Below are 25,716 nucleotides of genomic sequence, written 5' to 3' on the forward strand. Positions count from 1 at the left end.
ATCGCCGCAAGCGCGATTTGGGGGCCCGGGCCCGAAGTGGTTGGCTAGCCGCATCCCGCTGGAGCTAGTGCTGGAGGAGCAACGAAATGGCGCAGGTCGAAGCCACCACGGAACGGATCGTCGCGGCGGACGCGGAGACGGTGTTCGATGCCGTGGCCGACTACGAGAACACCCGCGCGAAGCTCCTGCCCGAGCACTTCAGCGAGTACGAGGTTCGTGAGGGCGGCGACGGCGAGGGCACCCTCGTCCACTGGAAGCTCCAGGCGACCAGCAAGCGTGTCCGGGACTGTCTGCTCGAGGTCACGGAGCCGAAGGACGGGGAACTGGTCGAGAAGGACCGCAACTCCTCCATGGTCACCACCTGGACGGTCACCCCGGCCGGCGAGGGGAAGTCCCGGGTCGTCGTGCGGACCGTCTGGAACGGCGCGGGCGGCATCGGCGGCTTCTTCGAGAAGACCTTCGCCCCCAAGGGGCTCGGCCGGATCTACGACGCGGTGCTCGCCAACCTCGCCGCGAACGTGGAGAAGTAACCTCACCGGTTCGAGTGGTCTTCCCCGGGGCCCGGTAGTGCGCCCGGCGCGCGCCGGGTCCGGGGAAAGCCGCTGGTGGGCACCCCAAATGCGCCCCCTGCGGGGCGTGTTGAGGGGCTCTCGAACGCCTGGCCGGGATCGTGACCGACTTGCTCCCTCTTCATGCGCAATGCGAAGAATGACGCCGCGCAGTGCGACGAGGGGAGCAGGGACGTGGGCGGCATCACTCTGGTGCAGGACGAGCAGGCCGGGCCGGCCTCCGCCGGACCCGCGGACCCGCCGCCGCACGCCGCGGAGAGCGCCCCCGCGCCGCTCGGCCCCCGCCGCGTACGGCTCGTGTTCACGGGCCTGATGCTCGCGCTGCTGCTCGCAGCGCTCGAGCAGATGATCGTCGCCACCGCGCTCCCGAAGATCGTCGGTGAGCTGCACGGGCTGGACCGGATGTCGTGGGCGATCACCGCGTATCTGCTCACCGCCACCATCGGTCTGCCCATCTACGGCAAGCTCGGCGACCTCTACGGCCGCAAGGGCGTCTTCCAGTTCGCCATCGTCGTCTTCGTCGTCGGCTCCGCCCTGGCCGGCTGGTCGCGCACCATGAACGAGTTGATCGCCTTCCGCGCCGTCCAGGGGCTCGGCGCCGGCGGGCTCATGATCGGTGTGCAGGCGATCATCGCCGACATCGTGCCGCCTCGTGAACGCGGCCGCTTCATGGGGCTGATCGGCGCCGCCTTCGGGCTTGCCTCCGTCGCCGGTCCGCTGCTCGGCGGGTTCTTCACCGATCACGCCTCCTGGCGCTGGTGCTTCTACTTCAACGTCCCCTTCGGCCTGATCACCCTGGTCGTCGTCAGCGTGGTCCTCAAACTGCCCAGGCCCGAGGGCAGGGCCCGACTCGACGTCCTCGGCGCCCTGTTCCTCGCCGCCGCCTCCACCTGCCTGGTGCTGCTCACCAGTTGGGGCGGCACCGAGTATGCGTGGGGCTCCCGCGTGATCCTCGGACTCGGCGCCGGCGCCGCGGCAAGTACCGTGCTCCTCCTCGTCGTCGAGCGCTACGCACCCGAACCGATCATCCCGCTGCGCCTGTTCAAGGACTCCGTCTTCAACATCACCTCGCTCGTCGGCGCGGTCGTCGGCATCGCCCTCTTCGGCGCCGCCAGCTATCTGCCGACCTTCCTCCAGATGGTCGACGGGGCCAGCGCCACCGAGTCGGGCCTGCTGATGCTGCCGATGATGGGCGGGGTCGTCGTCGCCTCGATCGTCTCCGGCAGGCTCATCAGCCGCACCGGTCGCTACAAGGTCTACCCCGTGCTCGGCAGCGCGATCTCGGTCGTCGGCATGTGGCTGCTGTCCCGGCTGGAGGTGGACACCTCTCGGCTCGAGTACAGCATCGGGCAGGCGGTCCTCGGTGTCGGCATCGGCCTGGCGATGCCCGTCCTGATCCTCGCCGTGCAGAACGCCGTGCCGCCCGCCGACCTCGGCACCGCGACGAGCGCCAACAACTACTTCCGCCAGATCGGCGGCAGCGTCGGCGCCGCCGTCTTCGGCACGCTCTTCGCCGACCGGCTCACCGACGCGCTCGCCGACCGCGTCCCGGCCGGCGCGGGCCTGCCCGACCCGGCCGCCATCACTCCGCAGCTGGTGCACGCCATGCCGCCCGCACTGCGCGACGCGTACGTGCAGGCCTACGCCGACGCGATGCCACGGATCTTCCTCTACCTCGTGCCGGTGCTCGTCCTCGGCCTGCTCATCGCCTTCTTCCTCAAGGAGAGACCACTGGTGTCCCACTACGCCCCCGCCGACGCCGCCGTGCCGCACGCCCGCACCGCCCCCGCGCCCGCAGCAGGGCAGCCGGCCGCTCCGTACCAGCCCGGTGTACCCGTCTGCGGCAGTGTCCAGCACCACGACGGCACCAGCGTCCCGCGCGCCGCACTGACCCTGATCGACGTGCAGGGCACCCAGATCGGCCGGGGCGCGAGCGGCGAGGACGGCCGGTACGCGCTGAGCGCCCCCGGTCCGGGGGCGTACGTGATGATCGCGGCGGCCGGCGGCCACCAGCCCCAGGCCGTCACGGTCACCGTGGGCGAGCGGCCCGTGGACCTCGACGTTGTCCTCGGCGGAGCCGGCCGCCTCGCCGGGATGGTCGTCACGGCCGACGGCAGCCCCGTACGGGACGCTGCCGTCACCCTCACCGACGTGCGCGGCGAGGTCGTGGCCACCACCCGCAGCGGGCGCGAGGGCAGCTATGTGATCAGCGAACTGGTGGCGGGGGAATACACCCTGGCGGCCAGCGCCCCCGCCTTCCGGCCCGCCGCACACCCCGTCAGCGTGCAGGCGTCCCGGGAGACCCGCCAGGACATCGAGCTGGCCGGCGGGGCCGTGCTGCGCGGAACCGTGCGGGCGGGCGACGGCCGGCCGGTCGACGACGCCCGCGTGACCCTGCTCGACGCGGCCGGCAACGTGGTCGACACGCTCACCACCGGGCCCGACGGCACATTCCGCTTCGTCGACCTGTCGTCGGGCGAGTACACGGTCATCGCGTCGGGCTACCCGCCGGTCGCGACCGTGCTGCAGGTCGCCGGCGGCGGGCGCACCGAGCGCGACCTGCAACTCGGTCACGCCGACTGACTCCAGGGCCCGGCGCCCCTTCCCAGCTGCGGGGTGAGAGGGCGCACGCTGCGCGGCTCGCCGGCGCCCCGGGAGGCCTGCGCCCGCTCGGCCGTCCGCCGGCTTCGCGCGGGCGCACGACCTCTTCCACCAACGCCCGGCGCCAGGCGTGGAGATACCCCTACCGTGGTGAACAAGGCCGTTGTCTCCTGGCGGCGGGGAAGGAGCATCCACTCGTGGACAGTGGCGTTCCGCCGGTGCCCCGACAGCGGTACCCGGTGGCCGGACGGATTCCGCTTGCCGTGATCGTCGTGGACGGTGACGGCCTGGTGTCGCACTGGTCCACCGGTGCGCGACGCCTCTTCGGCCCCACGAAGGCGGAGGCGCTCGGGCGTCCGGCCGTCGAACTGCTGCCGGTCTCCGGCGCCCTGGCCGGTGAGGACTGCGACCATGAGGCGGAGCACGACGGCGACGGCATCGGCCCCTGCCCCGCATGCAGCGCGTACAGCGGGCTTGGGCAGGGCCTGGACGCGTGCCTGGGCGGGCTCACCGCTTATCCGACGGCCGGCCGTGCCCGGGTCTCCGAACCGGGCCAGGACCGGGTCGACGTGCTGTGGTGGGCGTATCCGATGGTGGGCCCCGGCGAGGAGCGGCTGCTCGTCCTCGCGGCGGACGCAGGGCGGCTCGGGACCGATGAAGGCAGCGTCGAACGGATCGCGCCCGGCTTCGCCCTGCACACCGAATTCCCCGGCGCCGAGGAACTGGCGCGCCGGCTCCCGGAGATCCTGCCCAGCATGAGCGTGCGGGAGTCGACGCGGATCGTCTCCCGGATCCTCGACCTCGGCTACCCCGTCCTCGAGTTCAGCCACCACGACCGGGTGCCCGTCACCCCCGACTGGGGCGTGCCCCGCCGCGCCGCCCGCAGGGCACGGCAGCAGGCTGCCGAGCATGCGCTCGCGGCCGGGCATCCCGTGGAGGAGGCGGAGCTCGGGCCGGACCTCGAATACGCCGCGGTGCGCGAACGCCTGGAGTTCCTGAACGAGGTCAGCGGCCGGATCGGCTCCTCACTGGACCTCGCCCGCACCGTCCGGGAGATCAGCTCCGCGATCGTGCCCCGTTTCAGCGACGTGGCGTGCACTTATCTGCGGGAGGAGGTCGTCGCCGGCGAGGGCTTCTGCGACGGGGACCCCGACGCGACGACCATGTGGCACCGGGTGGCGTTCGAGCACGTCGACGAGCCCGGCCGCTGGGACGACATCGTCCCCGTCGGCGAGTCCATGCCGTTCCCCGCCCACACCCCGTTCTTCCAGTGCATGGTCTCCGGTGAGCCGGTCCTGGTGCCGCGGATCACGGAGGAGATGGGCACCGCCATGGCCGAGCAGTTCGACAAGCGGGACATGCGCCCGCTGATCAACGGCCGATCCATGCTGGTCGCACCGCTCAAGGCACGCAACGTGGTCCTCGGCTGCATGATCCTGCTGCGCCACCCCGAACGGCCCCTGTTCAACGACATGGACCGGGTCACCGGCGCAGAACTGGCCGCCCGTGCGGGGCTGGTGCTCGACAACGCCCGTATGTACACCTACCAGGAGAACGTCGCGGAGACGCTCCAGGATTCGATGCTGCCGCAGGTCGCCCCACGCACGGCGGGCTGCGACACGGCGACCCGCTATCTGCCGGGCACGATGCTGGGCCGGGTCGGCGGTGACTGGTTCGACTCCGTGAAGCTGCCGGGCTCACGCACCGCGCTCGTTGTCGGCGACGTGATGGGTCACGGGCTCAACTCGGCCGCGATGATGGGCCAGTTGCGTACCGCGGTGCAGACGATGGCGGCGCTCGACCTGCCGCCCGCCCAACTCCTGCGCAACCTCGACGACCTCGCCCAGCGCCTCGGCGAGCACTACCTGGCCACCTGTGTCTACGCGGTGTACGACCCGGTCCGCGGCGAGCTGGAGCTGGCCAACGCGGGCCATGTGCCCCCGGTGCTCGTCCGCGCCGCCGACGGCCGCAGCGAACTGCTGGAACTGCCCTCGGGAGCGCCCATCGGGGTGGGCGGGGTGCCCTTCCGCAGTGTCCGCGTCGCGGTGTCGCCCGGCGACCGGCTCGTGATGTGCACCGACGGGCTGGTGGAGGTACGCGGCGAGGACATCGGCGTGGGTCTCGCGACGCTCTGCGAGTCCGCCGCGCACCCCGCGGCGTCGATGGACGAGGCCTGCGACACGATCATCCGCGCGCTGAACACGCGTGGCGGGCGCAAGGACGACGTCGCCCTGCTGATGGCGCGGCTGAACGGCATCGATCCCGGCTCCGTCGCCACCTGGGACCTCTCGCTCGAGCCGCGGGAGGCGGCGAGAGCACGGCGACTGGTGCGAGGACAGCTGAACGCCTGGGGGCTCGGGAAGCTCACCGGCACGGCGGAACTCCTGGTCGGCGAGGTCGTCGCCAACGCGGTGCGGCACGCCTCCGGCCGCCGCGCCGAACTGCGGCTCGTACGGGCCGATTCGCTGCTGTGCGAGGTGGCGGACGACGACCACACCCTGCCGACCCTGCTGGACGCCCGCCCCGACGAGGACGGCGGGCGCGGTCTGCGGGTGCTGAGCGCCCTGTCGCGGGAGTGGGGCACGAACCGCACCGCGGGCGGCAAGACGGTCTGGTTCGAACTGCCCCTCCCCTGAGGCGCTCCGGCGCGCCTTCTAGGGTTGCCGCTCATGAGTCCTGGACAACAGCACCCGGAAGGCGGGCAGCGCCCGCGCCACCCGCAGCCCGGTCCCTACGGGCCGTCGGGCGACCCCCGGCAGCGGTGGGACATGCCCACGCAGCCCGCCGGCCCCGCCGCATCCGTCCGCGAGCGCCGCGGGACCGTCATGGTCGTCGCCGTGGTCGCGGCCGCGGTCGTCGTCGTGGCCGCCGCGGTCACCGGATATCTGGTCCTCGGCGGCGACGGTGACGACAGCGCCCGTCCGCCCGCCCCTGCCTTCTCCGCACCTGCGGCGGACGACGCCCGTACGGACGCCGGCGAGCAGCCGACCGTGCCCGGCTGGCGGACCGTGACGAACCCGAGGACCGGCATCGTCTTTGACGTGCCGCCCGAGTGGGGCCTGAAGCCGACGTCGTGGGCGACCTATGTCGCCGACGACGGGGACCCGCAGGAGATCCCCCTCGTCGGTTTCTCCGCTCCGGCGATGCTCAAGGAGAAGTGGTGCGTCTCCGACGCGGACCTGGACGGCTCGTCCGACGAGACCTGGCTCGCCGCCGCCGGCTCCCGCGGCGAACGCGGGGCGAGAACGCCGCAGGAGGCCGCCCGCGACAACGCCTCCCTGTGGGTGTACGGCGGCTACACCCAGCCGGACAAGGCCAAGGTGACCAAGGGCGCGGCAGAGCCGTACACCACCGCCTCAGGCATCACCGGCAGTGTGGCCACCGCCTCCTCCACGGGCGTCGAACCCGGGGGCAAGTGCGACACCGACGGAAAGGCGACCGCCTTCGCCTTCAAGAGCCCGGAGGGCGACATCGTCTCCTGGACGTTCGTAGGAGCGAAGGGGGTAGGCGAGGAGGTGCCGGACGGAGTCGTCCGCAAGGTCCTGAGCACAGTCCGCCTGGCCGACGGCTGACGGGTGCGCCTGTCGGCCAACACGGCTTCACCCCAACGGAGTTGTTCACCGAATATTGGCCGAGTTGTCGTACTGGAGCCGCCCGGAAGGGTAAGGCTGTTCCCGAGGTGACGCGGGGGACGAAGGGGGAGCGCCCGTGGCTGTCGGAGAGAGACGGGTCACAGCGGAACCGCGGCTGGGCATCAAGCGTGAGTCGCGCTCGTCATGGTCGAGGCGCGGTTTCCTCCTCGTCGTTCTGCCCCTGCTGGCGGCCGTGCTGACAGGCGTCGCCGTGCTGGCCGTGTCCGGGAACGTCCTGCTGCCCTTCCAGGCCGTCATCACCCTGGAAGGGAAGATGGCGTCCAAGCGGGACTTCTTCGAGGACGAAGAGGTCCAGCGAATTCTGATGAAGCATCACATACGGGTCCACATCACGGCGTCGGGTTCGCGGGAGGTCGCGATCCGGGACATCTCCTCGTACGACTTCGTCTTCCCCTCCGGTCAGCCTGCCGGGGACCTGATCACCGCCGAACGGGCCAAGAGCAACCAGTACGCCAAGGTGCACCGTCCCTTCGTCAGCCCCATCGTGCTGGCCACCTACCGGGAGTACGCCAGAACGCTCGAGGACGCGGGCGTGGCCAAGGCGCACCGGGGGACGGGAGCGGTCGCGGACCAGCCGCCCTACTACGTCCTGGACATGGCCGGGTTCCTGCGCCACATTCACGACAAGAGGCGCTGGGACGACATCGGCATCGAGCGGCACGGTATCGCCAACGCCAACCGCATCGTCGCGCAGACCCCCGACGTCTGCGGTTCCAACTCGGCAGGCACCTACCTCGCCCTGGTGGCGTTCACCTGGCACGGCGACGGCGACGAGGTGCCCGACACCGACCAGGAGGCCGACGCGCGCGGCCGCGAGATCAAGCACCTGCTGGAACAGGGCCTGCCCGCCGCGGACGTGTTCCGCACCTATGTATCGCCGGAGGGCAAGAACATCGCGCCCGTGGTGGTGGCCTACGAGCACCAGTACCTGGCCTACCAGCTGAACTACAAGGCACGGTCGAAGAAACTCGACGAGCAGCGGGTCCTTCTCTACCCCTCCGGACAGTTCGTCACCCAGCCGCAGTTCATCGCCCTCAACAAGGACGGCGATCGGCTCGGCGAACTGATCACGCACGACCCCGAACTGCGGCAGCGCGCCATGGAGCTGGGCTTCCGTATCCTCGATCCGACGGGGCAGGTCGCCGGGGACCAGCTGACGCGGTTCCTCGAGGAGCGCGGCGTCCCCACCCCCGCGACGGAAGGCGACGACACCCGGACCGCGATGCCGAGGCTTCGCTACCTGGAGAGGATGATCTCCGTCGTGGGCGATTGTCCCCCGGCCGACGTCCTGCCGGGGCGGCCCTGATGAGGCCCCGGCGCCGGGCGATCTCGCTGATCGCCCTGTGCATGGCGGGCCTGTGGCTCGCCGCGGCCACGGCCTGCGCGCCCGGCGGCCCCGAGCCGGTGACCCTGCGCGTGCTGGCCAGTTCCGAGCTCGCCGACATGGCCCCCCTGCTCGACGACCTGCGCCGCGACACCGGCATCACGCTCGAGATGGAACACCGGGGCACGGTGGACGCCAGCAACGAACTCGCGGCGCACGAAGGCCGCCCCCGGCACGACGTCGCCTGGCTCTCCTCCGACCGCTACTACCTGCTCAAGGTCAAGGCGAACGGCGGGCACGGGGAGAAACCGCTGGCCACCAACATCATGCGCTCGCCCGTCGTCCTCGGCGTGAAGCGGGCCACGGCCGACAGGCTGCGCCGGGCCGCGGCGGGCGGCCGGATCTCCTGGGCGGACGCCGCCGACGCCGCGGCGGACGGATCGCTGCGCTTCGGCATGGCCGACCCGCGGCACACCAACAGCGGTCTCGCGGCCCTCGTCGGGGTGGCGACGGCCGCCGCGGGCACGGGTACCGCTCTGCGTCCGCAGGACGTCTCCTGTGAGCGGCTGCACGGCTTCTTCGCCGGGCACCTCCTCACCGGCGACGCCTCCGGGGAGCTCGCCGACGGCTACGTCGCGCGCCAGGACGAACTGAACGGGCTGATCACCTACGAGTCCGAACTGCTGGCGCTCAACAGCAGCGGCAAGCTCCGCGAGCCGTTGGAGATCGTCTATCCCAGGGACGGCATGGTGCTCTCCGACTATCCGGTCCTGCTGCTCGACCCCTCCAAGCGGGCGGCCTACGACAGGCTCGTCGACTGGCTGCGCAGCGGACCCGTCCAGAAGAAGATCATGGAACGCACTCTGCGCCGGCCGATCGACCCCGGTGTGCCCCGGATCGACCGGCTGCGTGAGCCGGTCGGCAACGCACTGTACTTCCCGGACGATCAGAAGGTCGTCGATCGTCTCCTCGCGGACTACGGCGACCCGGAACGGGACCGGGCGGCCCAGGTGATCTTCGTCCTCGACTTCTCCAGCTCGATGCGGGGCGAACGCATCGCGGCACTGCGCGAGACCATCGACGGTCTCGCCGGCGGCGACGACTCGGCCTCGGGAAAGTTCGTCCGCTTCTACCGGGGCGAGACGCTCACCGTGATGCGGTTCGGCGGCCGCGTGCTCGAGGAGCGCAACATCACTTACGAGGGGCAGCGGGACCTGGAGCGGCTGCGCGAGGTCGTGGCGTCCGACGACTTCGCCGGATCCACCGCCATATGGTCCTCGCTCGACCACGCGTACCGCACCGTGGCCCGCGAGCCGCGGGACAGGCCGGAACGGCGGATCTCCATCGTGCTGATGACGGACGGTGAGAACAACGCCGGCATGGACGTGGACGCCTTCGTCCGTGGGCACGCGCGGCTGCCGGAGGACGCCCGCCGGGTGCGCACGTACACGATCCGCTACGGCGAGGCGGACACGAGGGAACTCGACCGAGGGGCACGGGCGACGGGCGGCCGCATGGTCGACGCCACCGACCGGTCCCTTCTCAGCGCGTTCAAGGAGATCCGTGGGTGTGTTCACTGAGATGTGGTGGAGCGTCTGGTGGCCCTGGATGCTGCTGTGGCTCCTGACTGCCGCGGGGGCGGGGGCACTGCTCGTCCTCGCCGCCGCACGGCTGGCAGCCGGCCGGCGCGGCGGGGCCCGGAACCTCACCTACAGCATCTGCTTCTACCTCCACGACCGGTCCGTCATGGACCACTACCAGATGCGCGGTTACGCGGCGGCGCTGCGAAAGGAGGTCGAGCAGCGGACCAGCGACAGCAAGGACGGCACCATCAGAGCCACCGTCTTCGGACTGAGCGCAGGCGGGGGGAGGCGTGACAACAGCGAGATCGTCAGCAAGTACATGGAAGTCGCGGAACCCATCTCGGTGATCGGGATCATCATGGACGTGCTCGAGGAGAACGACGTCATCGTCCATGTCGACCTCGCGGGCGGCACGGTCAGACGCAACGCGGCACTCACCCGGGCACTGGCGAACCGGCCCGGCGGTGAGGGCCGCTCCTCCCAGCAGGATGTACGGCTGCGGGACATCGAGGACTTCGTGCTCATCCGCGGCCGCTTCCGAAAGATCGACGAGTCGCCCGAGTCCACGGTGTTCCTCGCGCCGTACGGTGACCCCGAGGACCCGGCCGCGGGGCCGCGCGTACGGGTCACCTGCGCCACCGAAGGGCTGCGCAACCAGGTGCCGAGCGGCACGTTCTCCGCCCGCTGCCTCGGCAAGGTCCAGGACTGGAACTCCGAGGAAGCGGTGCTGGAAGTGCAGGCCATGGCAATCTTCCGATAGGGTCCGCGCGCGACAGGGCCGTCCGGAGGAACCTTGACATGACGAACAGATCCGCGCCGTTCGACGATCTCGACCGCAAGATCGTCGCGGCCCTGGTGCAGAACGCGCGGACCAGTTTCACGGAGATCGGCTCGGCGATCGGGCTGTCGGCCACGGCGGTCAAGCGCCGGGTCGACCGGATGCGCGAGAACGACATCATCACCGGTTTCACCACCACGGTGCGTCCCGCCGCGCTCGGCTGGGCCACCGAGGCCTACGTCGAGGTGTACTGCGACGGCGCCGCCCCGCCCCGGCGGCTCGCCGAAGTCGTGCGCAACCACCCGGAGATCACGGCCGCGATGACGGTGACCGGCGGCGCGGACGCGCTGCTGCACGTACGGGCGACGGACGTCGAGCACTTCGAAGAGGTCCTCGAACGCATCCGGGCCGAGCCGTTCATCCGCAAGACGATCAGCTACATGGTGCTGTCCCACCTGCTGACAGGCAGCCCGGAGGCCGGCGCCGGCCGCGCCGCGACGAGTGGCGACGCCGGCATGTGACCCCATGTCCGTCATGTGGACCCCTCTCCGGCAGGCGCACAGAACCCGGTTGCCCTGCCGGACCGCCGGTGAAAGGGTCTCGGCCCATGCCTACCTTTTCCGCGCACGACGGAACCCGTCTCTCCTACCGGGTGTCCGGGCACGGCGCGCCCCTGATCTGCGTCCCCGGCGGACCCATGCGGGACTCCACATACCTGGGCGACCTCGGAGGGCTCTCCGCGCACCGTCGGCTGATCATGCTCGATCTCCGGGGCACCGGACGGTCGGAGGTGCCGCGGGACACCTCCTCCTACCGCTGCGACCGGCTCGTCGACGACCTGGAAGCCCTGCGCAAGCACCTCGGCCTCGAGCGGGCCGACCTGCTCGGGCACTCCGCCGGCACCAACCTGGTGGCCCTCTACGCGGCGGCCCTTCCCGAGCGGGTCGGCAGACTCGCCCTGATCACACCGAGCGTCATGGCACTCGGCGTCACCGTCACCGCGCAGACCCGGCGGGAAACGGCGCTGCTCCGCAAGGACGAACCGTGGTTCCCGACCGCGTTCGCCGCCCTCGAGGAGGTCTTCGCCGCAAAGGCGGACGGCGACGCCCAGCGGGCCGTCGCCCCCTTCTTCTACGGCCGCTGGGACGAGGCGGCGCGGGCCCACCGGGCGGCGGAGGACGAACAGCGCAACGACGCGTCGGCAGCCGCCTTCGGCGCCGACGGCGCCTACGACCCCGAGGCCACCCGCACCGCGCTGGGGCGGTTCACCTCGCCGGTGCTGGTGCTCGCCGGCGAGGTCGACCTCAACTCCCCGCCCTCCGCCATGAGCGAAGTCGCCGGACTGTTCCCACAGGCCGAGCTCGTCCTCCAGCCGGGAGCCGGGCACTTCCCGTGGCTCGACGACGCCGAGCGTTTCGTCGCGGCCACGTCGGCGTTCCTGCGGTGAACGGCCGCCCACCCGTCACCGCCGACGACCTCGACGCCGCCGTGCGGCTCGCCGTCGCCGCCCTCCGAGAGGTACCCGCGACGGCCTGGGACGGCAACGCGGGCACCCTCGAGTGGACCTGCTGGGAGACCGTGGAGCACCTCGCCGACGACTTGTTCGCCTACGCCGTACAACTCGGCCCCGCACCCCGCCGCTGGACCGGGAGGTGCCCTTCGCCTACGAGAGCCGCCGGCCCGGCGGTCCCGCCAACTCCGTCCACGCCGATCGCGCGGCGGGCCCCGACGGGCTGCTCCAGGTGCTGGAGGCCGGCGGCGCGCTGCTCGTCGCCATGGCGCGCACGACATCGCCGCAGGTGCGTTCCCACCATGTCTTCGGTGCGTCCGACGCCGAGGGCTTCGCCGCGATGGGCATCGTGGAGACCCTGGTGCACACCCACGACATCGCCGACGGGCTCGGCCTCACCTGGGACCCGCCCGCCGGCATCTGCTCACGGGTGCTCGCCCGGCTGTTCCCCGACGCCCCCGCGGACGCCGCACCCTGGCCCGCGCTGCTCTGGTGCACCGGCCGCCTCGACCTCCCCGGGCGGCCACGCCCCGTCACTTGGCGGTGGCACGGCGCGCCGCCCGCATAGCCCGAACGGGTGGTGCAGGCCCGGCGGGCGACGCGAAACGCCGCCGAGGGGCCGTACGACGCAGGATTGCTGCGCATACACGCAGCGGTTGTTCCTTGTCGCCCGAACCTCCCGATTCCTACCGTTGAGACGTCACCGGTCGTCACCGGTCGTCACCGGCCATCTCAGGAATCGGGAGGAACCCCGGGTGCCACCCAGCCGCGTGCCTCGCCCCAGGCGTTACCTGGTCTGCGAACCCCGTTACTTCGACGTGAAGTACGCCATCAATCCGTGGATGACCGAGAACACCGAGGTCGATCAGGACCTCGCCCGGTCCCAGTGGAACGCCCTGACCGACGCCTACCGCGCTCTCGGCCACAAGGTCGAGTCCGTGGAGCCCCACGCCGAACTGCCCGACATGGTCTTCGCCGCCAACTGCGCGCTGGTCCTCGACGGCAAGGTCTTCGGCTCCCGCTTCCACGCGCCGCAGCGCCGGCCGGAGGAAGAGGCGTACGCGGCCTGGTTCAAGGTCGCGGGATTCGACATGCACCGGCCCGGGTCGGTGTGCGAGGGCGAGGGAGACCTCGTCCCCGTCGGCGGCCACATCCTGGCCGGCACGGGATTCCGGACGACCACCGAGGCGCACCGCGAGGTTCAGGAGTTCTTCGGCGTACCCGTGATCGGCCTCCGGCTCGTCGACCCGTACTTCTACCACCTCGACACCGCCCTGTTCGTCCTCGACGACGGGAGCGACGGGCAAGGCGCGAACATCGCCTACTACCCGGAGGCGTTCTCGCCGGGCAGCCTCGCGGTGCTGCGGCGGCTGTTCCCCGACGCGGTGATCGCCACACGCGAGGACGCCATGGCCTTCGGCCTCAACTCCGTGTCCGACGGCCGCCACGTCCTCGTGGCCCCGCAGGCGAAGGCACTCGTCGGACAGCTCGCCGAACACGGCTACGAGCCCGTCCCCGTAGACATGTCCGAATTCCACAAGGCCGGCGGCGGCATCAAGTGCTGCACTCAGGAGATCCGCGCATGACTCTCACCCCCGTACGCACGCAGCGCTCATCCGAGGAGCTCATCCGCGCCGAGAGCACGGCGCTCGCGCACAACTACCACCCGCTTCCCGTCGTCGTCGCACGCGCCGAGGGCGTCTGGGTCGAGGACGTCGAGGGCCGCCGCTACCTCGACATGCTGGCCGGCTACTCGGCGCTCAACTTCGGCCACCGCCACCCCGGCCTCGTCGCCGCCGCCCACCGCCAGCTCGACGAGGTCACCCTCACCTCGCGCGCCTTCCACAACGACCGGCTCGCCGGCTTCGCGGAAGGTCTCGCCGAGCTCACCGGCCTCGAGATGACCCTGCCGATGAACACCGGCGCGGAGGCCGTCGAGAGCGCGGTCAAGGTCGCTCGCAAATGGGCCTACGAAATCAAGGGCGTCGCACCCGACCGGGCGACGATCATCGTCGCCGACGGCAACTTCCACGGCCGCACCACCACCATCGTCAGCTTCTCCACCGACGAGTCGGCGCGCGGCGGCTTCGGCCCCTTCACGCCAGGCTTCCGGATCGTGCCCTACAACGACCTGGCCGCGCTCGAGAACGCGATCGAGGAGACCACGGCCGCCGTGCTCATCGAGCCGATCCAGGGCGAGGCGGGCGTCCTCATCCCCGACGACGGCTACCTCGCGGGCGTGCGCGAGCTGACCCGGCGGGCCGGGTGCCTGTTCATCGCCGACGAGATCCAGTCCGGTCTCGGACGCACCGGCACGACCCTCGCCGTCGACCACGAGTCGGTCGTCCCCGACATGCTGCTGCTCGGCAAGGCGCTCGGCGGCGGCATCGTCCCCGTCTCCGCGGTCGTCGCTCGCCGGGACGTGCTGGGCGTGCTGCGCCCCGGCGAGCACGGCTCCACCTTCGGCGGCAACCCGCTGGCCGCCGCGGTCGGTTCCGCCGTGGTCGACCTGCTGGCCACCGGAGAGTTCCAGCGCAGGGCCGCCGACCTGGGCGAGGTGCTGCGGGAGGGCCTCACGGGGCTGGTGGGCAAGGGCGTGATCGGCTTCCGCTCCCGCGGGCTGTGGGCGGGCGTCGACGTCGACCCGGCCATCGGCAGCGGCCGGGAGATCAGCGAACGGCTGATGGCCGAGGGCATCCTCGTGAAGGACACCCACGGTTCCACCATCCGGATCGCGCCGCCGCTGACCATCACCCAAGAGGAACTCGGTTCGGCCCTCGCCTCCTTGGAGAAGGTCCTCGGTTAGCGGGCCGCACCCGGCCGCTCCCCGGAGCGGCCGGGACGCGGCGTGACCAGCCACTCCGCTCCACGGCCACCCTGTCGTAAGGTGCACTTCTGGCAGCGTGGCCGTGGCGGAACGGAGAGAGCCGTGAAGATCCTTATCAGCGCCGACATGGAGGGCGCCACGGGGGTGACATGGCCGGCCGACGTCCTGCCCGGCACACCCCAGTGGGAACGCTGCCGCTCCCTGTTCACCTCCGACGTGAACGCGGCCGTCCTCGGCTTCTTCGACGGCGGCGCCGACGAGGTGCTGATCAACGAGGCCCACTGGACGATGCGCAACCTCCTTCTCGAGGAACTCGACGAACGCGCCGAGATGCTCACCGGGCGTCACAAGTCGCTGTCCATGGTCGAGGGCGTCCAGCACGGCGACGTCGACGGCATCGCCTTCATCGGCTACCACACCGGCGCCGGCGCGGAAGGCGTCCTGGCCCACACCTACCTCGCCAACTCAATCACCGGTGTCTGGCTGAACGGCGTCCGCGCGAGCGAGGGCCTGCTCAACGCCCATGTCGTCGCCGAATACGGCGTCCCCGTCGTCCTTGTCACCGGAGACGACCTGACCTGCGAGGACGCCCTCGGCTACGCCCCCGAAGCGCTCAAGGTCGCGGTCAAGGACCATGTTTCGCGCTATGCGGCCGTCTGCCGGACCCCGGCCCGCACCGCGGCGGACATCCGCGCCGCGGCCAAGGAGGCCGCCGCCCTCGCCGTACGCCACGCGCCCGTGGAGGGCGGGCCGTTCACCGTCGAGCTCGAGTTCGACGCCGAGCACCTCGCGGCCGCGGCCACCGTCGTCCCGGGCGTGGCACGGGCCCGGGGGGAGAGGCGGGTGGTGTACACCAGCGGGACGATGTACGAGGGCATCCGCACATTCAAGGCGGTCACGACGATCGTCTCCGCCGCCGTGGAGGAGCAGTATGGCTGACGTGACAGAGACCCCCATCGACGCCCGCGCCCTCGACGAGGTGGTGACCTTCACCTCCGAGCTCATCCGCATCGACACCACCAACCGTGGTGGCGGCGACTGCCGTGAGCGGCCCGCCGCCGAGTACGTCGCCGAAAGGCTGGTCAACGCGGGGCTCGACCCGGTCCTGCTGGAACGCACCACCGGCCGCACCAACGTGGTGGCCCGCTATGAAGGCTGGGACCCGGCCGCCGACGCGCTCCTCGTCCACGGCCACCTCGACGTGGTCCCCGCGGAGCCCGCCGACTGGACCGTTCACCCCTTCTCGGGCGAGGTCCGCGACGGAGTGGTCTGGGGCCGCGGCGCCGTCGACATGAAGAACATGGACGCCATGGTCCTCGCGGTGGTAAGGGCCTGGGCCCGGCACGGCATCAGGCCCCGCCGCGACATCGTGATCGCGTACACGGCCGACGAGGAGGCGAGCGCCGAGGACGGCTCCGGCTTCCTCGCCACCGAGCACGCCGACCTCTTCGACGGCTGCACCGAAGGCATCAGCGAATCCGGCGCCTACACCTTCCACGCCGGCCCCGACATGGCGCTCTACCCGGTCGCCGCCGGCGAACGCGGCACGGCGTGGATGAGACTCACCGCGGACGGCAGGGCGGGCCACGGCTCCAAGGTCAACCGCGAGAACGCCGTGACCCGGCTCGCCGCGGCGGTCGCCCGGATCGGCGAACACCACTGGCCGGTACGGCTCACACCGACCGTCAAGGCCGCCCTGCTCGAACTCGCCGCGCTCCATGGCATCGACGTGACAAGGAAGGACCTGGAGACCACCGGGTTCGACGTCGACGAGCTGCTCGCCAAGCTCGGCCCGGCCGCGAAGCTCGTCGAGGCGACGGTCCGCAACAGCTCCAACCCGACAATGCTGAACGCCGGTTACAAACTCAACGTCATCCCCGGCAACGCCACCGCCTACGTGGACGGGCGGATCCTCCCCGGCACCGACGAAGAGTTCCACGCGACCATGGACGCGCTCACCGGCCCGGACGTCCAATGGGACTTCTACCACAACGAGATCGCCCTCCAGGCGCCGGTCGACTCCCCGACCTTCGCCAAACTCCGCGCCGCGATCGAGGCGTTCGACCCCGACGCCCACGTGGTCCCGTTCTGCATGTCGGGCGGCACCGACGCCAAGCAGTTCGCCCGGCTCGGCATCACCGGCTACGGCTTCTCACCGCTGAAGCTGCCACCCGGCTTCGACTACCAGGCGCTCTTCCACGGCGTCGACGAACGCGTCCCCGTCGACGCCCTCCACTTCGGCGTCCGGGTCCTCGACCACTATCTGCAGACCGCTTAGGGGGATCGGACATGGTGCCCACCGGGGCCTACGGAACCTGGCCGTCGCCGATCGACGCGGCCCTGGCCGCGTCGCACGACGGACGCCCCGAGTATCTCGACGTGGTCGGCGACGAGGTGTGGTGGACCGCGCCCCGCCCGGCGGAGGGAGGCAGACGCGCCCTGATGCGCAGGCGGTCCGACGGCGCAGAGGAATCGGTGCTCCCCGCCCCGTGGGACGTCCGCAGCCGCGTCATCGAGTACGGCGGCATCCCCTGGGCCGGCTTCGACCGTGCGGAGCACGGCCCGCTCGTCGTGTTCGTCCACTTCCCCGACCAGCGGCTCTACGCCTACGAGCCCGACCGTCCGGGCGCCGAGCCGATGCCCCTCACCCCCGTGTCGGACATCGGCGGCGGACTGCGCTGGGCCGATCCGCAACCGCGGCCCGAGCGCGGCGAGGTGTGGTGCGTCCTCGAGGAGTTCACCGGACCCTCTCCCACCGACGTCCGCCGGGTCGTGGCCGCCGTACCGCTGGACGGCTCGGCGGCCGGTGACCGGTCCGCGGTACGCGAACTCAGTGACGATCGGCACCACTTCGTCACGGGGCCGCGGCTGTCGCCCGACGGGACCAGGGCGGCCTGGATCGCCTGGGACCATCCGCGGATGCCGTGGGACGGCACCGTCGTCATGGTCGGCGACGTGACGGAGCACGGCCCGTTCGAGAACGTCCGGGCGGTGGCGGGCGGGAGCGACGAGTCGGTCGCCCAGGTCGAATGGGCCCCCGACGGCTCTCTCCTGTTCAGCGCCGACGGCGGCGGATGGTGGGAGCTCCAGCGCATCAGGCCCGGCGCCGCGGACCCCGAGAGGCGCACACCGCTGTGCCCGGGCCGCGGCGAGGAGTTCGGCGGGCCGCTGTGGAAGATCGGCTCGCAGTGGTTCAGGCCGCTCCCCGGTGGACTGATCGCCGTCATCCACGGCAGAGGGGCGACCGCGCTCGGGATACTGGACCCGGAGACCGGCGAACTCGTCGACGCCCCCGGGCCGTGGAGCGAGTGGGCGCCGACCCTCGCCGTGCACGGCGACCGGGTGTTCGGCGTGGCGGCAAGCCCGCGCAGCGCGTACGAGATCGTGGAGCTGGACACCCGTACCGGTCGCGCCCGCGTCATCGGCAGCCCGCACGACGACCCCGTGGACCCGGCGTACTACCCCGAGCCGCAGATCCGTACCTTCACCGGGCCCGGGCACCGCGAGATCCACGCCCACATCTACCCCCCGCACAGCCCCGACCGGGTGGCGCCCGACGACGAGCTGCCGCCGTTCGTCGTCAGGGCGCACGGCGGCCCGACCGGCCGTGCGGGGCTCGTGCTCGACCTGGAGATCGCCTACTTCACCTCCCGCGGCATCGGGGTGGCCGAGGTCAACTACGGCGGCTCCACCGGCTACGGCCGCGAGTACCGCGACCGGCTCAAGGAGCAGTGGGGCGTCGTCGACGTCGAGGACTGCGCGGCCGTCGCGCAGGCGCTCGCCGACGAGGGGACCGCGGACCCCGCCCGCTTGGCGATCCGCGGCGGCAGCGCGGGCGGCTGGACCGCCGCCGCCTCACTCGCCACCACGGATGTGTACGCCTGCGGCACCGTCCTCTTCCCTGTCCTCGACCTCTTCGCCTGGGCCACGGGGGAGACCCACGACTTCGAGTCGCGGTACCTGGAGTCGCTGGTCGGCCCCATCGACGAGGTCCCCGCCCGCTACCGGGAACGCTCGCCGATCGACCACGTCGACCACATCACCGCGCCGTTCCTGCTGTTGCAGGGCCTGGACGACGTGATCTGCCCGCCGGTGCAGTGCGAACGGTTCCTGGAGCAGATGGCGGGGCGACGGATCCCGCACGCGTACATCGCCTTCGAGGGCGAGGGCCACGGATTCCGCAGGACCGACACCCTGGTCCGGGCGCTCGAGGCCGAACTGTCGCTGTACGCACAGACCTTCGGCGTCTCCCGTCCGGATGTCCCCCTGCTGGAGCTGAGGAAATGAACCTGGAGCCGCTCGCACGTCCCAAGCGTCTGCGGGCCGGGGACCGGGTCGCCGTCGTCGCGCCCAGCGGTCCCGTCCCGGAAGAGCGCCTCGACGCCGGTCTGGACATCCTGCGCGGCTGGGACCTCGACCCCGTGGTCATGCCGCATGTCCGCGAGACGCACCCGGAGCTGGGGTATCTCGCGGGCACGGACGAGTCCCGTGCCGTCGACCTCACCCGGGCGTGGTGCGACCCGTCGGTCTCCGCCGTGATCTGCGCACGGGGCGGGTACGGCGTCCAGCGGATGGTGGACCTCGCCGACTGGGACGCGATGCGCGCCGCCGGACACAAGGTCTTCGTCGGCTACAGCGACATCACCGCGCTCCACGAGGCGTTCGCGGTGCGGATGGGACTCGCCACCCTGCACGGGCCGATGTCCGGCACGGAGGTCTTCCTCAAGGACGCCCGCACCCAGGATTCGCTGCGCGCCACGCTCTTCGAGCCGGAGACCGTGCAGCGGCTCCACGGTCTCGCGGACGTCCGCCCCATGGTGCCCGGCCGCGCCCGCGGCGTCACCCTCGGCGGCTGCGCCTCGCTGATCGCCGCGGACCTGGGCACCCCCTGTGCCCGGCCGTCCGCACGGGGCGGACTGCTGCTGATCGAGGACGTGGAGGAGGAGAACTACCGCCTCGACCGGATCCTTACGCAGCTGCTGCGTGCCGGGTGGCTCGACGGCGTCGCGGGCGTCGTCCTCGGCTCCTGGGCGCAGTGCGGCCCTTACGAGCAGATCCGCGCGGTCCTCGCCGACCGGCTCGGCGGGCTGGGCGTCCCGGTCGTCGAGGAGTTCGGCTTCGGGCACGGCCCCACGAACCTCACGATGCCGCTCGGTGTCCCGGCCGTGCTGGACGCGGACGCGGGGACGCTGACGTTGGACGTGCCGGCGCTGATCTGATGCGCCGCCGGTCCGATCCCTGCTGACAGCTGTCGACAACCTCGCGCACGAGCGTTGATGTGCACTTGGCGTGTCCCGCAGCATGGGCGTCGGTCGCCTGCATATTGGTCGGTACGGCGAGTCGGGCCATGTCGACCTCGGGCACGGCAGCCCCTGTTCGTCGCCCAGGCCTGCGACACGCTGCGCCTGCTCAATTACACCTTGGCCTGGAGCCGGTTGCGTCGGGGGAAGACTCCAGACTTCAGGTGGTTATGGCTCCCCCCACTGGGGCTCGGCGTGGCCCCAAAAGGCGTCACCACTTTCGGTGCACGGTTGCCTTACCGCCGGTCACCAAACTTGCCGACGGGACGTCATCGGCCACGACCGCGCCGGCGGCGACCACGGCGTCACGGCCAATGCTGACGCCGGGCAGGATCGTGGCACCGGCACCGATCCACACATTCTCCGCCACGTCGATGGGTGCGCCGGTGAGGTACAGCCGCCGCTCCTCGGGATCAACCGGGTGGCCGCTGGTGATGAACGTGACCTTCGGTCCGATCATCACGCGCTCGCCGAGCCGGATACCGGCATAGTCCAGGAACGTGCAGTTCTGGTTGATGAAGACGCGCTCGGCGAGGTCGAGGTTCAGGCCATGGTCCGTATAGAAGGGCGGATAGATCGTGACTCTCCGGGGCAGTGGCTTGCCAAGGATCTGCTCGAACAGTTCCGCCTTGCCCGCTTCGTCTTCGAAAGGCAGGGCGTTCAGGCGGGAGGTGAGCTCGGTGACCCGCAGGACCCTCTCGGCCATGGCCTGGAACTCGGCGCTGCGGATGCGCATGAGACGGTCGCTGGACATGCCACGACCCTTTCTGTGTACGGGTGGTGTGACAAGACTCACCGGATGATCAAGGTCAAGGGGTGCCGACGGAACGAGAACAAGGGCGTCCAAGATCGTTTTGTGACGAATAGCCTGGACACCCTCGCGACGGCACTCTATGTGAAGAGCTCCGCCACCCCCGCGGACCTGCGGCACCCTGATCGGCGACAAGAATTGCTTCGGCCGCACCTTCGAGGACCAGCTCGCCGAACTCGACATCCGGCTGCCGGGGTCGGCCCGCAAGAGCTGGCCGGAACGGCCCGGCGCCCCGCTGTTCAAACCATTGCGGCAGGTCGTCGAGTCGGTCAACGAGACCTTCAAGGGCCAACCCGACTCGAACGGCACCGAGGCCGCACACCAGGCGGCGTGATCGCCCGCGTCAGGCAGCGCATCCTCGGGCTGACCGCCGCGATCCGGCACAACGACCACACCGGACAGCCCGTCCTGCGCTCATTGACCGCCTACGACCACTGACTTGGAATTGATCACCAGGCTCCGAGGGCCGCGTACCCGGGCCGGATCACCTCGTCGATCAGCCGTTGCCGCTCCGGCAACGGCAGGAACGCCGACTCCACCGCCGCGACGGTGAACTCCTCGAACACCTCGGGCCCGTAGCCGAAGGCGTCCACCAGGTGCCGGAACTCCTCGCTCATGGTGGTGCCCGAGACGAGACGGTTGTCGGTGTTCAGCGTGACGCGGAAGCCGAGACGGCGCAGCAGGTCGACGGGATGCGTGTCGTACGACTTCGCCGCCCCCGTCTGGAGGTTGGACGTCGGGCAGACCTCCAGAGCGATGCGGTTGTCGCGCACGTACGAGGCGAGTCGGCCGAGCGTGGCCGTGCCGTCGTCGTGGACCTGGATGTCGTCCGTGATCCGGACACCGTGTCCGATCCGCTCCGCGCCGCACACCTGCACGGCCTCATGGATCGACTCGGCGCCGACCGCCTCGCCGGCGTGGATCGTGAAGTGGCAGTTGTGGCGGCGCAGGTGCTGGAAGGCGGCGAGGTGGCGGGCCGGCGGATTGCCCACCTCACCGCCCGCTATGTCGAACCCGGCCACACCGCGATCGCGGTGCGCGACCGTCAACTCGGCGATCTCCAGGGAACGGTCGGTGTGCCGCATACCGGTGAGCAGCGCACGCACGGTGATCCTCCCGCCGCTGCGCCGCTCACCCTCCCGCAGCCCCGCGTTGACCGCGTCCACGACCTCGTCGAGACCGAGACCCCGCTCCTGGTGCTGCTCGGGCGCGTACCGCACCTCCGCGTACACGACACCGTCCGCGGCCAGGTCCTCCGCGCACTCGGCGGCGACACGCTCCAGCGCCTCGCGGGTCTGCATCACCGCGCAGGTGTGGGCGAAGGTCTCCAGGTAACGCTCCAGCGACCCCGAGTCGGCGGCGTCCCGGAACCAGACCGCGAGAGCGGCCGGATCCTCGGTCGGCAGGCCCTGATAGCCGCAGTCGCGAGCCAGCTCGATGATCGTCCCGGGTCGCAGCCCGCCGTCGAGGTGGTCATGGAGGACGGCTTTGGGTGCGCGCAAGATGTCAGACAAGTGCATCCGGGGAGTGTACGGCACAGGGACGGGGTGCCTGCGGCGGGCTCGTTCCCCACCCCTACCCCTTCCCGAAACCGGGCTCCGCGCGGATCGGCAATGCGCTCCGTGCTCCGCGCGGATCGGCAATGCGCTCCGTGCTCCGCGCGGTGTGACGTGGGCAACTGCCCTGCGCCTGGCGGCATGGGGGACCCCACCGGACCCCCGCGCCTCAAACGCCGGCGGGCTGGAGTGCCTCCGCCGACGGGGCTTGAAAGGCCCCCGCCCGGGGGCACCTCCCGCGGCCGCCAGGCCGTAGGGGGAGTCCGACGGCACCGCGCGGAGCGCGGTACGCCGCCCGCACAGCGGTAGGGGGTCCAGGGCTTGCCCCGGTTGGGAGTGGGGTTCCCCACGGCCGCCGGGCCGTAGGCGGAGGGTAGGGGAAACGCCCCGCGCAGCGGCCCGTCCCGCTCAGTTCGACTGGCGTACCGGCAGCGCTCCCGCCCCCGTCGCCAGTACATGCTTCGCCGCCAGTACCGGCACCTCCCCCACCCGCACCACCTGCGTCACCAGCACCGCCGGCGTGTCCGCCGCCCGGTCGAGCTGTCGGCCGCGGCGGGTGCCGAGAAGCGTCGCGGTCACGCCGCTGTGCGCGGTGAGGGCGATCCCGCGGGACGCGTCGGTCAGCGCGGCGAGCATCGAGACCGCAGGCCCCGCCTCCCGCAGCGCCGCCGCGAACGCGGGATGCGCCGCCTCCAGCGTCTCCTCCGGCGCGGCCCACTCGTGGCTCAGCGCTCCCGTAGCGCCGTCGCCGTCCAGCAGGGACTCCCAGAAGCGCAACTCGGACCCCGCGGGCGCGAGCAGATGCTGGGTGGTGAAATCGGTCGGTTCCTCCGTGGTCCGCAGCAGCGGCCGCACCCGCAGCGGCGTTCCGCCGCCGGAGAGCAGCAGTTCCAGCGGCTGCAGGTGCTCGTAACCCCGCCGGGGCGGATGGGCGTTGACCGTACGGCCGACCCCTCGGCGTACGGACAGCAGGCCGTCCTCCTGAAGCAGCAGCAACGCCTCGCGCAGGGCGGGGCGGCTGACGCCGAGCTCGCCGGCGAGCCGGGGCTCCGAGGGCAGGGTGGACCCGGGCGGGTAGACGCCCTCGCGGATGGCGTCCGCGATCCGCTCGTACAGGACGACGACGGGTCTGCGCTGCTGCCTGCTGACTGCCACTGGACCGGTCCTTCCCTGGCTCACCACGTGGTGCGGGCATCCTCTGTGATCCCGAAGAGGGGCGCACACCCTGTCTGACAAGTGTCTCACCGATGTGGCGCGGGGGACGGGAGCCCTGGTACCGGAGCGGCCTCGGATACCGGCCGCATGACAAGCTGACGCCATGTCCGAGCCCGAGCCCCGGTCTTCCGCAGGCGACCCGTACGTCGCCACCGGCACACGCGTCGCCCTGCGCCACCTCACGTACGAGGACGCCGCCGAATTCACCGCGGCCGCGCGGCGGAGCAAGGACCACCACCGGCCGTGGCTCTTCCCTCCCCTCACGCCCGACGACTACGCCGGGTACGCGCGGCGGCTCATCGAGGACCCGGCCCGTGCGGGCTTCCTGGTGTGTGAGCGCCCGGCCGGCAGGATCGCGGGATACATCAACATCAACAACATCGTCCACGGCGCGTTCCTCAGTGGCGCCGTGGGTTACGGGGCCTTCGCGCACGCCGTGGGCCGCGGTCTGATGGGGGAAGGGCTGCGGCTCCTGGTCGGGCACGCCTTCGCGCGGGGCGGCCTGGGGCTGCACCGCCTGGAGGCCAACATCCAGCCCGGCAACACGGCTTCGCTGGGACTCGTACGGTCGGTCGGCTTCCGGCTCGAGGGCTACTCGCCCGACTTCCTGTACATCGACGGCGCCTGGCGCGACCACGAGCGCTGGGCGATCACCCGGGAGATGACGACCCGCGACCGAGCCGTCGAACACGCAGGCAGCCCCCGTCCGCGGTGAGCGTGCCGTGGCCGACGGACGTCGTGTGCAGCGGGCCACGACCGACGGGTCTGACGTGACCGGGTCAGGGATATCCTCGGACGATGTCGAATCGGGCGGTAGCAGCCGGTGTCGGTCTCGCGCGGGTGCTGGCGCACTGCGGGGGCAGTCCGGCGGCAGCGGTGGATCATCTGGCGGCTGCCATCGCCTCCGCGCCGGACGACCCGGAGCCCTATGCGGTCCTTGCCGAATTGTGGAAGGACAAGCGGTCGGAGCTGGCCGAGGTAGTGCGGAACGGCGACTCGTTGAGGACGGTACTGGCGCGGTCGTACATCAGCTTCCTCGAGGGTGACATGGACGACGCGGCGCTGGCGATCGGCTCGGTCACGGGTGTGCGGCCCGGCATCGCCTGGGCCAGAGCCCCCTGGTTCGGTGACGAACGATTCCTCGGCGCGGTGAGTGCCGACGCGCTGGCCGAGGCCGCGATGCGGACGATGGACTACGGCCATGCTCTGGACACCGAAAGCATGCGGGAACGATTCCGGCCCTGGTTCGACGCCATCGACGCGGTCGCCGCCCGTCGGCCGCTCCCGGAGGCGTTGGCCAGGATGGCGATCCTGCTGCGTGCGTGCGGTCTCACCGACGCCTCGTTCGCCCTCTGCGACCGGGCGGACGCCGTTGAGCGGCTCATGCTGACGGAAGTCGTGAGGGCGGGCACATGGCGCAAGTTGGGGGATTTCGAGCAGACCGCCACGGCGTTCGAGCGCGCGCTCGCGCTGGACCTGGCCAACTGGTCGCTCTTTCTCGACCTGGCCGACGTGCGCGCCGAGCAGGGCGACTTCGCCTCCGCCGTCCGGCTGGTCGCCGAGGGAATGAAGCACGAGCCGGCCGACCTCACACTCCGCGCGGCCGGGGCGGCCTACCGGGCTCGGCTCACCGGCTCCCCGGCGGACCTGACCGAACTCGTCGAACTGGCGCCGAACCTGCCGAACGACTCGTACCGGGACCTGCTGATCGATGTCGCGTGCGCCGGCCCCGCGCTGCCCGCCGCCCTCGTGACGGCGGCCCGCCGCATCCAGAACACCTGAGGCATCCACAAGCACCATGACCGGAGCCTCGCCCTGGACGCAACCGAGTTCGCGGACTTCATTCACAACTTCGCCAAGGACCTATGAGGAAGAGGGACGTGGACGAACCCCCGCGTCTCGTAAGAGGAACGCAGCCCGTCGTCGACTGTTCTCCGCGCACCGCCGCGATCACTCGCGCTTGCGCAGCTGCCGTGCGATGTCGACGTC

20 protein-coding genes and 2 pseudogenes are annotated in these 25,716 nt (G+C 71.3%); 19 read left to right on the forward strand and 3 right to left on the reverse strand.

The genetic code is table 11. The annotated features are described in order from the left end of the window. Positions 1-86: 86 nt before the first annotated feature. From MDN94_RS21390 to MDN94_RS21465, 16 genes and pseudogenes are all read left to right on the forward strand, one after another. On the forward strand, positions 87-530 hold the full coding sequence (locus MDN94_RS21390; protein ID WP_364595629.1) for an SRPBCC family protein: 444 nt from the start codon (positions 87-89) through the stop codon (positions 528-530). 213 nt (positions 531-743) lie between these two features. Next, the gene (locus MDN94_RS21395; RefSeq protein ID WP_482728199.1) at positions 744-3,152 is read left to right on the forward strand and encodes an MFS transporter; all 2,409 of its coding nucleotides are present in this window, start codon (positions 744-746) and stop codon (positions 3,150-3,152) included. A 215-nt stretch (positions 3,153-3,367) separates the two neighbouring features. Further along, positions 3,368-5,806: an ATP-binding SpoIIE family protein phosphatase gene (locus tag MDN94_RS21400; RefSeq protein ID WP_482727492.1), complete on the forward strand. Its 2,439-nt coding sequence runs from the start codon at positions 3,368-3,370 to the stop codon at positions 5,804-5,806. A gap of 33 nt (positions 5,807-5,839) precedes the next feature. After that, entirely contained in the window at positions 5,840-6,742 is a 903-nt protein-coding gene (locus MDN94_RS21405; protein WP_482727493.1) for a DUF8017 domain-containing protein, read from the forward strand. Between the two features lie 136 nt (positions 6,743-6,878). Next, positions 6,879-8,129 carry a hypothetical protein gene (locus tag MDN94_RS21410; protein ID WP_482727494.1) on the forward strand — a complete coding sequence of 417 codons (1,251 nt, stop codon included), beginning with the start codon at positions 6,879-6,881 and terminating at the stop codon, positions 8,127-8,129. Continuing rightward, entirely contained in the window at positions 8,129-9,727 is a 1,599-nt protein-coding gene (locus tag MDN94_RS21415; RefSeq protein WP_482727495.1) for a vWA domain-containing protein, read from the forward strand. The genes MDN94_RS21410 and MDN94_RS21415 overlap by 1 nt, the downstream gene beginning before the upstream one ends. Beyond that, entirely contained in the window at positions 9,711-10,490 is a 780-nt protein-coding gene (locus MDN94_RS21420; RefSeq protein ID WP_482727496.1) for a hypothetical protein, read from the forward strand. The genes MDN94_RS21415 and MDN94_RS21420 overlap by 17 nt, the downstream gene beginning before the upstream one ends. 38 nt (positions 10,491-10,528) lie before the next feature. Beyond that, positions 10,529-11,029 (forward strand): Lrp/AsnC family transcriptional regulator, encoded by a 501-nt coding sequence (locus tag MDN94_RS21425; protein ID WP_482727497.1) that lies wholly within the window; start codon positions 10,529-10,531, stop codon positions 11,027-11,029. An 86-nt stretch (positions 11,030-11,115) separates the two neighbouring features. Next, the gene (locus MDN94_RS21430; protein WP_482727498.1) at positions 11,116-11,955 is read left to right on the forward strand and encodes an alpha/beta fold hydrolase; all 840 of its coding nucleotides are present in this window, start codon (positions 11,116-11,118) and stop codon (positions 11,953-11,955) included. Next, positions 11,952-12,586, forward strand: a pseudogene (locus MDN94_RS21435) (maleylpyruvate isomerase N-terminal domain-containing protein). The gene MDN94_RS21430 and the pseudogene MDN94_RS21435 overlap by 4 nt, the downstream one beginning before the upstream one ends. Positions 12,587-12,773: 187 nt before the next feature. After that, on the forward strand, positions 12,774-13,604 hold the full coding sequence (gene ddaH / locus MDN94_RS21440) for a dimethylargininase (protein WP_482727499.1): 831 nt from the start codon (positions 12,774-12,776) through the stop codon (positions 13,602-13,604). After that, positions 13,601-14,824: an ornithine--oxo-acid transaminase gene (gene rocD, locus MDN94_RS21445; protein WP_482727500.1), complete on the forward strand. Its 1,224-nt coding sequence runs from the start codon at positions 13,601-13,603 to the stop codon at positions 14,822-14,824. Before ddaH ends, rocD begins: the two co-directional genes overlap by 4 nt. 123 nt (positions 14,825-14,947) lie before the next feature. Next, complete coding sequence (locus MDN94_RS21450) at positions 14,948-15,784, forward strand: M55 family metallopeptidase (RefSeq protein WP_453464522.1); 837 nt, start codon at positions 14,948-14,950, stop codon at positions 15,782-15,784. Further along, positions 15,777-17,123: a M20/M25/M40 family metallo-hydrolase gene (locus tag MDN94_RS21455; RefSeq protein WP_482727501.1), complete on the forward strand. Its 1,347-nt coding sequence runs from the start codon at positions 15,777-15,779 to the stop codon at positions 17,121-17,123. The genes MDN94_RS21450 and MDN94_RS21455 overlap by 8 nt, the downstream gene beginning before the upstream one ends. An 11-nt stretch (positions 17,124-17,134) precedes the next feature. Beyond that, positions 17,135-19,132, forward strand: coding sequence for a S9 family peptidase (locus MDN94_RS21460; RefSeq protein WP_482727502.1), 1,998 nt, complete (start codon positions 17,135-17,137; stop codon positions 19,130-19,132). Continuing rightward, the gene (locus MDN94_RS21465; protein ID WP_482727503.1) at positions 19,129-20,064 is read left to right on the forward strand and encodes a S66 peptidase family protein; all 936 of its coding nucleotides are present in this window, start codon (positions 19,129-19,131) and stop codon (positions 20,062-20,064) included. The genes MDN94_RS21460 and MDN94_RS21465 overlap by 4 nt, the downstream gene beginning before the upstream one ends. A gap of 292 nt (positions 20,065-20,356) precedes the next feature. Here the strand turns inward: MDN94_RS21465 and MDN94_RS21470 are convergent, their stop codons facing one another. Beyond that, positions 20,357-20,899 (reverse strand): DapH/DapD/GlmU-related protein, encoded by a 543-nt coding sequence (locus MDN94_RS21470; protein ID WP_482727504.1) that lies wholly within the window; start codon positions 20,897-20,899, stop codon positions 20,357-20,359. A gap of 175 nt (positions 20,900-21,074) precedes the next feature. On the opposite strand from MDN94_RS21470, the pseudogene MDN94_RS21475 reads away from it, so the two are divergent. Then, a pseudogene (locus MDN94_RS21475) lies at positions 21,075-21,394 on the forward strand (IS982 family transposase); the annotation flags it as partial. An 11-nt stretch (positions 21,395-21,405) separates the two neighbouring features. On the opposite strand, the gene MDN94_RS21480 reads toward MDN94_RS21475, so the two are convergent. Together MDN94_RS21480 and MDN94_RS21485 are read right to left on the reverse strand one after the other, a co-directional pair. Beyond that, positions 21,406-22,476, reverse strand: a complete 1,071-nt coding sequence (locus MDN94_RS21480) for an adenosine deaminase (protein WP_482727505.1) — start codon at positions 22,474-22,476, stop codon at positions 21,406-21,408. Positions 22,477-22,920: 444 nt separating this feature from the next. Next, on the reverse strand, positions 22,921-23,667 hold the full coding sequence (locus tag MDN94_RS21485; protein WP_482727506.1) for a GntR family transcriptional regulator: 747 nt from the start codon (positions 23,665-23,667) through the stop codon (positions 22,921-22,923). Positions 23,668-23,830: 163 nt separating this feature from the next. On the opposite strand from MDN94_RS21485, the gene MDN94_RS21490 reads away from it, so the two are divergent. After that, positions 23,831-24,442, forward strand: coding sequence for a GNAT family N-acetyltransferase (locus MDN94_RS21490; protein WP_482727507.1), 612 nt, complete (start codon positions 23,831-23,833; stop codon positions 24,440-24,442). 83 nt (positions 24,443-24,525) lie between these two features. After that, positions 24,526-25,509 (forward strand): tetratricopeptide repeat protein, encoded by a 984-nt coding sequence (locus MDN94_RS21495; RefSeq protein ID WP_482727508.1) that lies wholly within the window; start codon positions 24,526-24,528, stop codon positions 25,507-25,509. Positions 25,510-25,716: the final 207 nt, after the last annotated feature.

The sequence above is a fragment of the Streptomyces sp. WAC00040 genome (assembly GCF_056835925.1).

Coding starts and splice junctions, on each gene's coding strand:
- rocD (WP_482727500.1), top strand. CDS start 13,601: ATGACTCTCACCCCCGTACGCACGCAGCGCTCATCCGAGGAGCTCATC.
- MDN94_RS21430 (WP_482727498.1), top strand. CDS start 11,116: ATGCCTACCTTTTCCGCGCACGACGGAACCCGTCTCTCCTACCGGGTG.
- MDN94_RS21465 (WP_482727503.1), top strand. CDS start 19,129: ATGAACCTGGAGCCGCTCGCACGTCCCAAGCGTCTGCGGGCCGGGGAC.
- MDN94_RS21490 (WP_482727507.1), top strand. CDS start 23,831: ATGTCCGAGCCCGAGCCCCGGTCTTCCGCAGGCGACCCGTACGTCGCC.
- MDN94_RS21495 (WP_482727508.1), top strand. CDS start 24,526: ATGTCGAATCGGGCGGTAGCAGCCGGTGTCGGTCTCGCGCGGGTGCTG.
- MDN94_RS21455 (WP_482727501.1), top strand. CDS start 15,777: ATGGCTGACGTGACAGAGACCCCCATCGACGCCCGCGCCCTCGACGAG.
- MDN94_RS21480 (WP_482727505.1), bottom strand. CDS start 22,476: ATGCACTTGTCTGACATCTTGCGCGCACCCAAAGCCGTCCTCCATGAC.
- MDN94_RS21405 (WP_482727493.1), top strand. CDS start 5,840: ATGAGTCCTGGACAACAGCACCCGGAAGGCGGGCAGCGCCCGCGCCAC.
- MDN94_RS21425 (WP_482727497.1), top strand. CDS start 10,529: ATGACGAACAGATCCGCGCCGTTCGACGATCTCGACCGCAAGATCGTC.
- MDN94_RS21415 (WP_482727495.1), top strand. CDS start 8,129: ATGAGGCCCCGGCGCCGGGCGATCTCGCTGATCGCCCTGTGCATGGCG.
- MDN94_RS21470 (WP_482727504.1), bottom strand. CDS start 20,899: ATGTCCAGCGACCGTCTCATGCGCATCCGCAGCGCCGAGTTCCAGGCC.
- MDN94_RS21390 (WP_364595629.1), top strand. CDS start 87: ATGGCGCAGGTCGAAGCCACCACGGAACGGATCGTCGCGGCGGACGCG.
- MDN94_RS21460 (WP_482727502.1), top strand. CDS start 17,135: ATGGTGCCCACCGGGGCCTACGGAACCTGGCCGTCGCCGATCGACGCG.